Source organism: Allorhizocola rhizosphaerae (assembly GCF_003426775.1).
Lineage (GTDB): Bacteria > Actinomycetota > Actinomycetes > Mycobacteriales > Micromonosporaceae > Allorhizocola > Allorhizocola rhizosphaerae.
Genome location: NZ_QJUG01000225.1, coordinates 1 through 13,488 on the forward strand (window position 1 = coordinate 1; position 13,488 = coordinate 13,488).

Consider the following 13,488-nt stretch of genomic DNA (forward strand, 5'->3'; position numbering starts at 1 on the left):
CGGCGCGCACCTTGCGCGGGGCGACCAGCGCGCCCGAGTCGTCGCGGCGGGCGTCGGGCAGCGCCGTGCGCCCGGCCTCGCGCACCTCGCGCGGCCAATGACCGGTGAGCATGAAGTATCCGCACGCCCCCACCGATCGGATGTCGCGCTCAAGCGACGTGGTGGGGTCGACCCGCGCGTCGGCCACGACCACCCGGCCGTCGCCCGCGATCAGGACCGTGCCGGGGTGGATGTTGCCGTGGGCCATGCCGCTCTCGTGCAGCGCCGCCACGGCCGAAGCCACGGCGTGCAGGATGTATGTGCTGCGCTCGGGGTCGAGCGGGCCCTCCTCCGCGACGAGGTCGCGCATGGCGCCGCCGTCTATCCACTCGCGAACGACGAACGCGTGCGTGTCCTGGTCGATCGCGTCGTAGACGCCTATCAGGTTGGGGTGGCTCACCCGGCTCGCGGTGACCGCGGCCTGCAGCATCTCCTCGGCGGGCACGCCACCCGGGTGGCGAAGCACGATGGCCACCGGGCGCTGCAGCACGACGTCGACGCCGCGCCAGACCTGTCGGCCCGCACTGTCGTCGTTGATGTGCCGGTCGAGCCGGTAGCGATCGGCGAGGACGTCGCCGGAGGAAAGAAAAGGCGACGGTCCGACGTGTGTCACCTGTCCCCCTCACCTGCCCAACGACTAGTCGAATGCGCCGTAAGAGACCTTACCCGTCCCGCGCGAATTCGCGAGAACTCATCCAGCTTCGCCTACGCTTCACACATATCAGGCAATTCACCACAATGAGGGGTTCATGCCATGGTGGACGTCGACGCGATCCGAGCCGGCTACACGTTCTCCAGCCCGGGACTCGAGCTTGGTGCCCTGGTCACGGACGGCAAGTCCGATCCGGAGACACCCATCCGGATACCCCTTTCGTTGCTTAACCGACACGGACTTGTTGCGGGCGCGACCGGTACCGGAAAAACAAAAACCCTTCAGGTGATCGCAGAGCAACTCGCAGATCTTGGCGTTCCGGTCTTCCTCGCGGATATCAAGGGTGACCTGAGCGGGATGGCCGCCCCCGGCGAGGACAATGCGAAGATCCGTTCGCGCATGCGGGAAATGGGCCAGGACTGGACCCCGCGGGCCCACCAATGCGAATTCCTCACGCTCGGGGGCAAAGGCACCGGCGTCCCGGTCCGCGCCTCCATCACCGACTTCGGCCCCCTCCTGCTGTCCAAGGTGCTGGACCTGTCCGAGGTCCAGGCATCCTCGCTCAATCTCATCTTCCACTACGCGGATCAAAAAGGTCTGCCTATGGTCGATCTCAAGGATCTGCGCGCGGTGATTCAGTTCCTCACCTCCGACGAGGGCAAGGAGGAATTGCGCACCATCGGCGGGCTGTCCAAGCAAACCGCGGGAGTGCTGCTGCGCAACCTGATCGCCTTCTCCGACGCGGGCGCGGACGCCTTCTTTGGCGAACCCGAATTCGAAATCCCTGATCTGCTCCGCAGCACGGCCGACGGCAAGGGCATCGTCACTCTCCTGGAACTCCCCTCCGTCGTCCAGCAGCCGGCCCTCTTCTCCTCCTTCCTGATGTGGATGCTGTCCGAGCTGTTCGAAACCCTGCCGGAGGTCGGGGACCCGGACAAGCCCAAGCTCGTGTTCTTCTTCGACGAGGCGCACCTGCTGTTCCGCGACGCCTCAAAACCCTTCCTGCAGGCCATCACCCAAACGGTCCGCCTGATCCGCTCCAAGGGCGTGGGCGTGTTTTTCGTGACGCAGACGCCCAAGGATGTCCACCCAGACGTGCTCGCTCAGCTTGGCAACCGGGTCCAGCACGCTCTGCGCGCCTATACGCCCGACGACGCCAAGGCGCTGAAGGCCACCGCATCGACCTTCCCTAAAACCCAATATGATCTTGATGAGGTACTGACGCAGCTCGGCACCGGCGAGGCCGTCATCACCGTGCTCAACGAAAAGGGCGCGCCCACGCCGGTCGCATGGACCCGCCTGCGCGCACCGCAGTCGCTCATGGCCGCCGTCGACCAAACCACCATGTCGGCCATGGCCGCCGCGTCATCGCTTCTTCCCAAATACAGCCAGGTCGTCGACCGCGAGTCCGCGTACGAAATGCTCGCCGCCCGCATCGCTGCCGCCACTGCCCCACCTTCCACCTCGCCGGAGTCGCCTGCACCCGGCCCCAAGCGCTCCACCCGCCGGCCCGAGCGCGAGCCTCAACCCGGCCTCGCCGAACAGATCCTCAAGTCCCGCACCACGAAGAGCATCCTGACCGCAGCCAGCACCCAGCTCATCCGCTCCCTCTTCGGCACCCGCAAGCATTAACCCTCCCTTGTTCCCGTTGATCATGAACTTACGTCCATGCTCGGCGGCGAGGATCTCCAGCGGGAGCCGTGGCAGCCGAACTCGCATAGGCGGGCGTCTGCGACCAAGGCCATCGCAGCCGAACGCACGCAGGGGGAGCCTGGACACTACGGGGGCGCGCCGCCCGGATCTGCGCAGCGCGGACGGCGACCACGAGCGCTGGGTCAACGGACACGAGCGCTGGGTCAACGGAGCAGGGCCAAGGGGCCAACCCGGGCGCGCTGTGACCGCGGTCCGCGGGGTCAGCGGCCGATCTTGCGCCTGACCAGCGCGAGCACGTCTTTGATCTCGCGGGTGCCGAGCGCCAACGCCGCCACCCCGTACACCGCGAAGATCACCACGCCTCCGGTGATCAGTGCGAGCCACGCCTCATTCCGCGTCATCTCTTCACCGGAGCCCAGCAGCTTCAGCACACCAAACCCGGCCGCGGCCGCGATAACCGCCGCAGCCAGCACCCGCGCACTGGTGCCAAGGATCGCCCGCAGCCCGATCCGCCCGATCCGCCGCCGGATCAGCAGGCCCGAAAACAACGCCGCGAACACGAACGACAGTCCATTGCCGACCATCATGCCCACCGCCGTCGCCGACACCGCGAACGCCGCAAACCACGCCAGCTGCACCGACAGCCGCAGCGACACCACCGGCAGGTTGATCAGCGCGGGCGTGCGCGTGTCTTGCAGCGAGTAGTAGGTGAAGTTGAACAGCTGGCTGATCGACATCGGCAGCAGCGTCAGCCCGGCCACCACGAGCACCGTGGCCATGTTGGCTGAGGCAACCCGGTCGAAGACGCCCCGCTCGAACAGCGCGATCGAGATCGGCAGGGCGAGGACCACGTAGCCCACCGCGATCGGCGCGAGCAGCACCGTGGTCATGCGGATGCCCCGGTTGAGGTCGTCGGCGACGTCGCCCGCCCGGCCATCGGCCGCCGCCGAGCTCATGCGCGGCAGCACCGCCGTGATCACCGACACCGCCACGATCCCGTGCGCCATCATCAGCAGCAGGAATGCGTAGCTGTAGATCGCCGTGCCCGCCTCGTCGTCGCCCACCCGGTTGAGCAGATTGAACATCAGCACCAGCGCGAGCTGGTTGACCCCGACGTAGAGGAACATCCATGCGCCGACGCGCCCGAGCTGCCCCAGCCGCAAGCGCCGGAAGTCGGTGCGCCACCGGAACCGGAAGCCCACCTTGCGTAGCGCCGGCAGCAACGCCAGCGCCTGCAGCGTGATGCCCAGCAGCATGCCGCCGCCCAGCACCAGAATCTGGGCGGGCGTCACGTCTTCCGGCGCGATCTCTTCGGTGCCGAGCTCGACCATGTAGTAGACGCCGAGCGCGATCACGACCAGGTTGTTGAGGATTGGCGTCCACATCGGAGCGGCGAAGCTGCCGCGCGAGTTGAGGATGGCGCCGACGATGCCCGACAGCCCGTAGAAGAAGATCGTCGGCAGCATGAGGTAGGACAGTGCCGTGATCACCGAGCGGGTTGCCGCTGTGCCGTCGCTGGCATAGGCATAGGCGAACAGCGGGGCGCAGATCACCGCGAGCACCGTGGCGATGCCGAGCACCACCACGGCCAGCGTCAACAGGCGCTGAGTATAGGCCTCGCCGCGGTCTGCGTCCTGCTTGCGCGCCCGCACCAGCATCGGCACGAGCACGCTGGACATGATGCCGCCGAGCAACAGCTCATAGACCATGCCTGGGAACGCCAGGGCCGTGTTGTAGGCGTTGGCGACCAGGCCACCGCCGAGCGCCGCGGCGAGCACGGCCGTGCGGAGGAATCCCGTGATCCGGCTGACCAGTGATCCGGCCGCCATGATCGCCGAGTTGCGCGCCGCGCCGCCCGAGCCCGCCTCACGCGGCGGAGGTGCGGCATCGACCCGTGGCAGGATCACGGTCGCGTCTGCCGAGTCGGGAGCCGGACGCTCGGGGGAAACCATGCCCTGCAGACTAGTCCCTGGGTCCGACGGAACGCCCGACCCACTCCAGGGCTAACCTTGACTCCCGATGTCTTCCTCACGTCTTAGCCACGCCCAGCGCAACGCGGTGGCAGAACTGTTGCGGGTCTCCCCGATCGCCGACGAGCTCGGCCGCCGTTTTCAGGCCGCCGGGCACCAGCTGCACCTCGTCGGCGGTTCCGTGCGCGACGCGCTGCTCGGCCGGCTCGGCGACGATCTCGACTTCTGCACCGATGCTCACCCCGATCAGACGCTTGCCGTGCTCAAGGGGTGGGCGGAGGCGACCTGGGAGACGGGCCGCGAGTTCGGCACGATCGGCGCCCAGAAAAAGGGCCTGCGCCTGGAGATCACGACCTATCGGGCCGAGGTCTACGACGGGGTGACGCGCAACCCCGACGTGCGCTACGGCACAAGCCTGCACGAAGATCTGATGCGCCGCGATTTCACGGTGAACGCGATGGCGGTCAGCGTGCCGGAGCACCGATTCGAGGACCCGTTCGGCGGGCTCGACGATCTGGCCGCGCGCCTTATCCGTACCCCCTCATCACCGTCTTCATCTTTTGGGGACGATCCGTTGCGGATGCTTCGCGCCGCCCGGTTCGCCGCCCAGCTCCGCTTCACGGTGGACCCCTCCGTGCTGGTCGCCATGATCGAGATGGCAGCGGACCTCAACCGGATCACCGCCGAGCGGATTCGCGACGAGTTCTCCAAGCTCATGCTCGGCGTCGACCCGGTGACGGGCCTGCGCCTGCTGGTCGACACGGGCCTTGCCCAGCATTTCCTCCCCGAACTGGTCGGGCTGAAGCTGGAGATCGACGAGCATGCACAGCACAAGGACGTCTACGAGCACACGCTCAAGGTCGTCAGCAACGCGGCCACCTTCGACACGGCCGACGGCGGGCCTGACCTGGTGCTGCGCCTGGCCGCCCTGCTGCATGACATCGGCAAGCCCGCCACCAAGGCGGTCGGCCCGGACGGTGGCGTGAGCTTCCACCACCACGAGCTCGTCGGCGCGCGCATGGCCAAGGCGAGATTGCGGGCCATGAGATATCCCAAGGAAATCATCGCCGCCGTCGCCAGCCTTGTGGCTCTCCATCTGCGTTTTTATGGGTACGGGAGGGGCGAGTGGACCGATTCGGCCGTGCGCCGCTACGTGACCGATGCCGGTGATCAGTTGGCGCGCCTGCACAAGCTGACCCGCTCCGACTGCACCACCCGCAACAAGCGCAAGGCTGCGCAGCTCGCGGCCGATTACGACGCGCTGGAGCGCCGCATCGCCGCGATCGAGGCCGCCGAGGACCTGGCCCGCGTTCGCCCCGACCTCGATGGCAACGCGATCATGGAGCTGCTCGGTGTCCCGCCGGGCCCGCTCGTTGGCAAGGCCTGGCGGCACCTCAAGGAGCTGCGCCTGGAGCGCGGCCCGCTCAGCCACGACGAGGCGGTCGAGGAGCTGCGCCGCTGGGCAGCCGAGCAGGGGCTGTAGCCGGGTCGGCCGCTCAGCCCACAAGGCGGTCGAGGAGCTGCGCCGCTGGGCAGCCGAGCAGGGGCTGTAGCCGGGCCGGTCTAGAGGCTCGCCTCGGCGGGCTGCCGAGGCCGGCGCACCGACCGCACACCGAACCACAACGCCAGCAGGATGAAGCCGACCGCGACGCACACCAGCCCGGCCACCGACCGGCCGTTGGGCGGCAGCATGGTCGCGGCGATGAACAGGCCGCCCACGAAGGCCATGTTGAACGCGGTGTCGTTCACGCTGAAGATCCGGCCGCGGTAGATGTCGTCGCATTCGTGCTGGATGGTCGCGTCCACGATGATCTTCATGCTCTGCGATGCGACGTTGACCAGGAACGCGGCGACCAGGAGAAGGAATCGGTTGAACGGCAGCCCGAAGATGAGCACCACGACGCCGACCCCGGCCACCAGGCCGACCAGCCACCGGTGGGTCCCCAGGTGCCGCACCGCAACCGGGGTGACCACGGCCGCCAGCGCCGCTCCGGCCGCGCCCGCGATCACGACCATGCCGAGATCACGCAGCGACTGCTGGGCCTGCCCCCCGCCGAAGTAGCGGCTGTAGAGCAGGAGCGTGGCGAGCGTGAGCACGCCATATAGACATCGGTAAATTGCCTGCAGTGCCATCGCCCGCCCGGCGGTGCGCCTGCCCGCCAGGTGCCGCGCGCCCTCGATCATGCCCCTTGCCACCTCGTAGAGCGCGCGCCCGAGCTTGCCCGTGTGCCGCTCGTGCGCCAGCGGGCCGAGTGCGCCCGGCCGGAACAGCGCCCGCGCGAGCAGGCCGGACACCAGGTAGCCCAGCGAGGCGGTCACCGCGATCGCCCCGTATCCGTGCGAGTCCACCGCAACGAGCTTGAGCGCGATCACCGCCGCCGCGCTGAACAGCCCGATCGAGTAGCAGATCGTGCCCATGGTCGCGGCCAGCGCATTCGCCGGGACCAGCTTCTCGTCGTCCACCACGCGCGGCAGCGCCGCCGAGAGCCCGGCCAGGAAGAACCGGTTGATCGCGATCACAATGAGCGCGCTGATCGCGAACAGGATGCCGTTGGCCCCCGACCACAGCAGCGCGGCGGCGGGCAACACCATCAACGCGCGCAGCAGGTTGGCCACAGACAGCGACAGACGCCGATCCCACCGGTCGAGCAGCACGCCCACATACGGCCCCATCACCGAGTAGGGCAGCAGCAGGATGGCGAACCCGGCGGCGATGGCCACCGGGCTGTTTTGCTGATTGGGGTTGAACAGGATCGAGCCCGCGAGCCCGGCCTGAAACCAGCCATCCGCGATCTGGCTGGTGAGCCGCACTCCAAGCAGCCTGCGAAACCCGGAGCCCGCAAGGATTGCCCGGGAGTTAGGCGCTTGCGCGATCAGGGTCTGTGGCACCCACCCACCCTACGTCGCCGAGACGGGCGGAGGGGATGCGACCGATGGCCGCATCCCCAACAACGCACGACTATTTCTCAGTCTGTGTTCCTGCCGGGTTGGCTTCTTCAGGCGAAGCCGTGATCTTGCGCGGCTGAGACCGGCGCGGAACGTCCGAGCTCGGCCGCTGCTGAGCCTGCTGCGCGCCGTTGCCGAGGCTGCCGGCCAGCCGGCTCAGCAGGTCGGGCAGGTCGATGCCGGTCAGATCGGTACCCAGCTGCAGCCCCTGGGCCACGTTGCTGGCCACCGACTTGGTCAGCGAACTCGCGCCGTCGGTAGAGATCACCGTCATCTTGTCGATCGCGCGCATCGGGTCGGACGCCGCCGCAACCACCTGCGGCAGCACGCGGACCAGCAGGTCGAGCACCGCCGCCTCGTTGAATTGGGCGAACGCCAGCGCCTTGGCCTGCAGCGCCTCCGCCTCGGACTGTCCTTTGGCGAGTATCGCGGCCGCCTCCGCGTGCCCTTCGCGCTCGATGGCCTCGGCGATGGCGGTCCTGCGCCGCTGCTCGGCCTCGCCCTCCTTGGCCCCTTCGATCGCGTTGGCCTCGGCAAGCGCGGCACGCCGGGCCCGCTCGCCCTCACCGGTGAGCCGGGCCCGTTCGGCCTCGGCCTGCGCGGCCGCGATGGCCGCCTGCCGCCGCGCGTCGGCCTCAAGCACGGTCGCGTTGCGGGACGCCTCGGCCTCCTGCTCGACCTTGTAGCGCGCCGCGTCGGCCGGCTTGCGAACCTCGGTGTCGAGCTGGCGCTCCTTGAGCTCGGCGTTGCGCTCGGCCACCTTCTGCTGCTCGGAGAGGATCGCCTGCTGGCGCTCGGCCTCGGCGAGCGGTCCGGCCGCAGCGGACTTGGCCTTCGCGGCGTCGATCTCGGCCTGGATCTCGGCCTTCTTCAGTTCGAGCGTGCGCTGTGCGACCGCGATGGCCTCCTCGGCGAGGAGCCGTTCCTGCTCGGCCTGCTGGCGGGCGCGGGCCTCGGCGATGGCCGCGTCTTTGAGCACGCGTGCCGCCTCGGGCCGGCCGAGGTCGGCCAGATATGAGCCCTCGGCAACGATGTCTTGCAGCTGGAACGTGTCGAGCACCAGACCCTGGTTGGTCATCGAGTGCTCGGCCTCCTCGGCCACGTTGCTTGCGAATGCCGCCCGGTCCCGGATGATCTCCTCGATGGTGAGCCGGCCGACGATCGAGCGCAGCGATCCGGCGAGCACCTCCCGGGTGAAGTCTTCGATCGCGTTCTGCTGGTGCAGGAACCGCTGCGCCGCGGCGCGGATCGCGTCTTCGGTGCCGCCGACCTTGACGATGGCCACGCCCTGCAGGTTGGCCCGGATGCCCTGCTTGCTGACCGCACCCGTGATCTCCACATGGATGCTGCGGCTGGACAGGCCCATGACCTGGAGCTTCTGCACGACCGGCAGCACGAACACCGACGCACCCATGACGACCTTCTGCCCGGACAGGTCATGCGAGCGCACACCTTGCGCGTTGGTGCTGCTTTTGCCCTTGCGGCCGGTGACGATGAAGGCCTCATTGGGCCCGGCGACCTTGATCCGCGACACCACGAACAGGATCAGGAGCAGGACGATGAGCGCGCCCCCCGCCCCCGCGATGATGAGGGGTTCCAACTTCTTTATTCCTCCATGACTAGGACGTTGGTTTCGCTGAGCGCCTGGGTGACGACCACCGAGGCGCCGAGCGCGATGGGCTTGCCCGCCCGGGCGTAGAGCTTCATCGGCTGGCCACCGATGCGCACCCGGACCTCGCCGTACCCGCCGGCCGGGATCGGTGTCACCACGACTCCTTTGGTGCCAACGAGATCCCCGGCCGTCGGCGTGGCGTCGGTCGGCATGTCCTGCATGCGTGCCACCAGCCGGGTGGCCAGGAACGAGACCGGGACGGCGATGATGACGCCGACGCCGAGTGAGCCGTACGGGCCGATCTCGTCGCCGATCAGCTCGTGCACCGCGGCCGCGCCGAAGCCGAGACCACCGGCGAAGCCGGCCGCGGCCTCGACGGAGAACAGGCCGTCGCCGAAGTCGAAGAAGGTACCCCCGAAGACCGCCAGCAGTGCGATGAGCACGCCGACGGCGCCGATGACGAGGAAGATTGTGGTAGCCAGGCTCACGCCGACAACGTACTGGCCCCACGCAAGGCAGGAGCGCTGAACCTCAGTCCACAAGCCAGGCGATGATGCGCAGCACGCCGATCCCGGCCAGCGCGGTCACCATGACCAAAACGACGGCCGTGAACAGGCACGGCCAGGTTGCGCTTCGGGTCTTGGTGGGTGCTCGATAGGTGCCCACCCACTGGGTCGGTGGCCCGGATTGTTGTGCCTCGTCGGCCAGTTGGACGAGCCGTTCGGTCGCCTCCTCGGGCAGGCCGGTCGGATCGCCGTTGAACTGCAGCAGTCGCAGCCGCTGCCACGGGTCAGGATTGGCCTTGGCGAACGCGGTGAGCTCGCTGGCGCGCACGTCGGCGGTGAGAAAGCCCCACCGCCCGGCCTCGACGGGGTTGCCCGTCTGCCGGTAGACGGCCGCCAGCAACGATCGCACTTCGACATCATCGGAGAGCGTGGCCAGCAGCGTACGCAGTCTCTGAATCGCCATATGGGTATGCCCGGCCGCCAGATCGGCGCGCACGCGGGCTAATACGTCCGCTTTCGCCACGTGACGATCCTCAGGGAGGAATGAGCGGAAGTAAACCCATCATTTGGCACGATTCTTAACGGACCAACTGCTCCACAACGGCGTAGAGCCCGATGGCCGCCAGTCCACACAGGACGGCCGCGGCGGACAGGCGCATCCAGTTGAGCCGGATCGACAGGCGCATCCGCTGGGCCTGCGCGGCGATGGTCCTGGGTGGAGGCAGCTCCGCGAGTCGGCGGCGCACGAAATCGGTTGGCGGCAGGGCGTTTGCCGGCCAGCGCAGCGCCGCGCGGCGGCCGGCGGGGGACGGATAGGCACGCTCGAAGGCGAGGATCTCGACCGGGTCGGCAGCCTCGTCCAGATAGGACCAACGGCCGGCCTCGACCAGGTCACCGGTCTGTCTATACACCTCAGCGAGCTGACGGCGCAGATCCAGATCGGTGGGATGTGCCGCGATCAAACTATGTAACCGCTGTTTAGCCGGGTGTGTGTGACCTTTTGCCAGGTCATTCGCCACCCGGTCCATGAGGTTCGACTTCGCCATGGACACACTATGCCCTGGATCCATTGATCAGATCCAGGGCACAGGTAGCGATCAGTAATGCTGAGGTCACCCCTCAGCGATCCACGTCGCCCTTCATGAAGGCCTCGACGGCCTCGTGGGCGTCATGGTCGGAGTACTGCACAGGCGGCGATTTCATGAAGTAACTGGATGCGGACAGTAGCGGGCCGCCGATCTTGCGGTCGAGACCGATCTTCGCCGCGCGGATTGCGTCGATAATCACACCGGCGGAGTTGGGCGAATCCCACACTTCGAGCTTCAGCTCGGCGTTGAGCGGCACATCGCCGAACGCGCGCCCCTCCAGGCGGATGTAGGCCCACTTGCGATCGTCGAGCCATGGCACGTGGTCGGACGGTCCGATGTGGACATCGCCCTTGCCCACCTCATGCGGGATCTGCGAGGTCACCGACTGGGTCTTCGAGATCTTCTTCGAGACGAGCCGGCTGCGCTCCAGCATGTTCATGAAGTCCATGTTGCCGCCGAAGTTCAGCTGGTAGGTGCGCATCAGCTCGACGCCGCGGTCCTCGAACAGCTTGGCCAGCGTGCGGTGCACGATGGTCGCCCCGACCTGGCTCTTGATGTCGTCGCCGACGATCGGCAGGCCCGCGTCCTCGAACTTGCGGGCCCACTCGGGGTCGGAGGCGATGAACACCGGCAGCGCGTTGACGAACGCGCAGCCCGCGTCGATGGCCGCCTGAGCGTAGAACTTGTCGGCCTGGTCCGAGCCGACCGGTAGATAGGAGACGACAACATCGACCTGGGCGTCTTTAAGAACCTTGACGACATCAGCCGGTACCTCGTCGGACTCCTCGATGATCTCGGCGTAGTACTGCCCGATGCCGTCCAGGGTCGGCCCGCGCTGCACGGTCACGCCCAGCGGCGGCACGTCGCACAGCTTGATGGTGTTGTTTTCGCTCGCCACGATCGCCTCGGCGAGATCCCGCCCGACCTTCTTGGCGTCGACGTCGAAGGCCGCGACGAACTCCACGTCGCGGACGTGGTAACCGCCGAAGTCGACGTGCATCAGGCCCGGCACACGCTGCGACGGGTCGGCGTCGCGGTAGTAGTGGACGCCCTGGATAAGCGACGACGCACAGTTTCCTACGCCGACAATGGCGACACGGACGGATCCCATCGCTTGTGCCTCCCTAACCTTCCTTGTTGTTTTTACGCTCGTTGGCGATCAGTTCCTCGAGCCAGCGCACCTCGCGGTCGGCGGCCTCAAGACCGTGTTTTTGCAGCTCGAGAGTGTAGGCATCGAGCCGCTCGGCGGCCCGCGCGAGCACCTCGCGGAAGCCCTCACGCCGCTCCTCGATCTTGCGGCGGCGACCCTCGAGGATGCGCAGCCGCACGTCGACCGCTGTGCGGGCGAAGAAGGCGAAGTGGACCCCGAACGCCGAGTCCTCGTAGGCCTCGGGTCCGACCCGGTCCAGCAGATCTTGGAAGCGTTCCTTGCCCTCTGCGGTGATTTTGTACACCACCCGGCCGCGGCGGCTGGTCAGCGGCGGCACCGCGGCGTCGTCGGCCGGGGTCTCCCCCGCCTCGGTGATCCAGCCGGCGGTTTGGAGCCGGCGCAGCGTCGGGTAAAGCGAGCCGTAGCTGATCGCGGCCTTGATCGCACCGAGCTTCACGGCGAGCTGTTTGCGCAGCTCATAGCCGTGCATCGGGGACTCGTGCAGCAGGCCGAGGATCGCCAGGTCAAGCATGAGTCACCTCCGATGGGTCGGGCCGATGTATCGGACCGATACATCGCTAGGTTAGAACGCCGCTCGAGTGTTGCGCAATGGATCGGCCGCATACAGAGCGTGAGCGTGGTCGCAGTCTTGAGCCGGAGCGGTTACCCTGCAATCCATGTGCGCGCAACGGCGGACCGTCGACTATTCCCTGCAGCGACGGGCTTTGCTGCGCGAGTTTTACGCCGGACGGGTCGACCGGCAGGAGGTGTGCGACGCCTCGCCCTACCTCAAGAGCGCGGCCCGATTTCACGGCGAGACCACCGAGCAGCGCTGCCCGATCTGCAGGCGCGAGTTCGTCATGCACGTGCACTACATCTATGGTGATCAGCTAAAGCACTCGGCTGGCCAGGCGCGCAGGCGCGCAGAGCTGGCGGTGCTGGCCGATACGTTCGGGGAGTTCCAGGTGTTCGTGGTCGAGGTGTGCCGACGCTGCGACTGGAATCATCTCGTCGAGCAGTATCTTTACGAGCGATCTTCCGGCCAGCGCCGCAGCTCCACGTCCGAAAAGACAGCCCCGACCGGAACGGTGTGAACCACATGAGTTCGTACGGCGACCCCCACGCCGATGATTATGAGCCTTATCGGTACCAGTACCAGGCGCCTCAGCCGGACAACGGCGGATACCCAGACTCCGATGCCGGTCCCGGCTACGGCTCGGGCTACGACCACGGCGCAGGTTACGACCAGGGCTACTACTCGCCGTCGCCCTCACCAACACCCGCGCCCACGTCACCGGCCTCAGGCCGGGCGAGCGTGCCGGTAGCCTCGGGCCGCGCCAGTGTGTCGGGCGCGCCGTCGGGTCGGGCGAGCGTTCCGTCGCCGACCGCGGGTCGTGCCTCCGTGCGCCCCGCCGCACTGCCCGACGTCGCGGGCGAAGGCCGTGGCGATGGTCGCGGCGAGCGTCCGGCGAAGAAGGGCACGAGCAAGAAGCGGCGCACCGCCCGCTGGCAGAAGCTGGTGATCGCCGGCATCGGCGTGTTCATCCTCCTCACCGGTGGCGGCCTGATCGGCGGCAGCTACCTCTACGACACCGTGCCGCGGCCCAGTGCGCTCACGCTCAAGAACAGCACCGAGGTCTTCACCCACAACGGCCAGCAGATCGCCAAGCTGGGTTCCGAGCACCGCAGCGAGATCGCGATGTCCCAGCTGGACAAGAAGATCAGGGACGCGCTGATCGCGGGTGAGGACAAGAACTTCTACAACCACCACGGGGTGGACCTGTGGGGCATCGCGCGTGCCGCGTGGAACAACCTGACCGGTGGCGAGACGCAGGGCGCCTCGACGATCACCCAGCAGTACGCGCGGCAGGC

13 protein-coding genes are annotated in these 13,488 nt (G+C 67.7%); 4 read left to right on the plus strand and 9 right to left on the minus strand.

The genetic code is table 11. From position 1 onward, the window contains the following. The coding region (locus DM816_RS33760) for a protein kinase family protein (RefSeq protein ID WP_162908100.1) at nucleotides 1-652 on the minus strand (652 nt) is incomplete at its 3' end. Between the two features lie 141 nt (nucleotides 653-793). Here DM816_RS33760 and DM816_RS33765 point away from each other — a divergent pair. Next, entirely contained in the window at nucleotides 794-2,323 is a 1,530-nt protein-coding gene (locus DM816_RS33765; protein WP_117214528.1) for a helicase HerA-like domain-containing protein, read from the plus strand. A gap of 281 nt (nucleotides 2,324-2,604) precedes the next feature. Here DM816_RS33765 and murJ read toward each other — a convergent pair whose 3' ends face one another. Next, complete coding sequence (gene murJ / locus DM816_RS33770; protein WP_117214529.1) at nucleotides 2,605-4,296, minus strand: murein biosynthesis integral membrane protein MurJ; 1,692 nt, start codon at nucleotides 4,294-4,296, stop codon at nucleotides 2,605-2,607. Nucleotides 4,297-4,363: 67 nt separating this feature from the next. Here murJ and DM816_RS33775 point away from each other — a divergent pair, with 67 nt between their 5' ends. After that, nucleotides 4,364-5,797 (plus strand): CCA tRNA nucleotidyltransferase, encoded by a 1,434-nt coding sequence (locus DM816_RS33775; RefSeq protein ID WP_117214530.1) that lies wholly within the window; start codon nucleotides 4,364-4,366, stop codon nucleotides 5,795-5,797. An 80-nt stretch (nucleotides 5,798-5,877) separates the two neighbouring features. Here the strand turns inward: DM816_RS33775 and DM816_RS33780 are convergent, their stop codons facing one another. From DM816_RS33780 to DM816_RS33810, 7 genes are all read right to left on the minus strand, one after another. Beyond that, nucleotides 5,878-7,203, minus strand: coding sequence for an MFS transporter (locus DM816_RS33780; protein ID WP_162908101.1), 1,326 nt, complete (start codon nucleotides 7,201-7,203; stop codon nucleotides 5,878-5,880). A 70-nt stretch (nucleotides 7,204-7,273) separates the two neighbouring features. Continuing rightward, on the minus strand, nucleotides 7,274-8,860 hold the full coding sequence (locus tag DM816_RS33785) for a flotillin family protein (RefSeq protein ID WP_246002511.1): 1,587 nt from the start codon (nucleotides 8,858-8,860) through the stop codon (nucleotides 7,274-7,276). 5 nt (nucleotides 8,861-8,865) lie between these two features. Next, nucleotides 8,866-9,360, minus strand: a complete 495-nt coding sequence (locus tag DM816_RS33790) for an NfeD family protein (protein ID WP_117214532.1) — start codon at nucleotides 9,358-9,360, stop codon at nucleotides 8,866-8,868. Between the two features lie 43 nt (nucleotides 9,361-9,403). Next, nucleotides 9,404-9,841 carry a DUF6584 family protein gene (locus DM816_RS33795; protein ID WP_162908102.1) on the minus strand — a complete coding sequence of 146 codons (438 nt, stop codon included), beginning with the start codon at nucleotides 9,839-9,841 and terminating at the stop codon, nucleotides 9,404-9,406. A 115-nt stretch (nucleotides 9,842-9,956) separates the two neighbouring features. After that, on the minus strand, nucleotides 9,957-10,424 hold the full coding sequence (locus DM816_RS33800) for a DUF6584 family protein (protein ID WP_162908103.1): 468 nt from the start codon (nucleotides 10,422-10,424) through the stop codon (nucleotides 9,957-9,959). Nucleotides 10,425-10,497: 73 nt separating this feature from the next. Beyond that, nucleotides 10,498-11,577, minus strand: a complete 1,080-nt coding sequence (locus DM816_RS33805; RefSeq protein ID WP_117214535.1) for an inositol-3-phosphate synthase — start codon at nucleotides 11,575-11,577, stop codon at nucleotides 10,498-10,500. A 13-nt stretch (nucleotides 11,578-11,590) separates the two neighbouring features. Next, nucleotides 11,591-12,148 (minus strand): helix-turn-helix transcriptional regulator, encoded by a 558-nt coding sequence (locus tag DM816_RS33810; protein ID WP_117214536.1) that lies wholly within the window; start codon nucleotides 12,146-12,148, stop codon nucleotides 11,591-11,593. 145 nt (nucleotides 12,149-12,293) lie between these two features. On the opposite strand from DM816_RS33810, the gene DM816_RS33815 reads away from it, so the two are divergent. Both DM816_RS33815 and DM816_RS33820 read left to right on the plus strand, forming a co-directional pair. After that, the gene (locus tag DM816_RS33815; RefSeq protein ID WP_117214537.1) at nucleotides 12,294-12,710 is read left to right on the plus strand and encodes a DUF5318 family protein; all 417 of its coding nucleotides are present in this window, start codon (nucleotides 12,294-12,296) and stop codon (nucleotides 12,708-12,710) included. 5 nt (nucleotides 12,711-12,715) lie between these two features. Beyond that, nucleotides 12,716-13,488, plus strand: a 773-nt coding sequence (locus tag DM816_RS33820) for a biosynthetic peptidoglycan transglycosylase (protein ID WP_162908104.1), incomplete at its 3' end; no start/stop codon positions are given.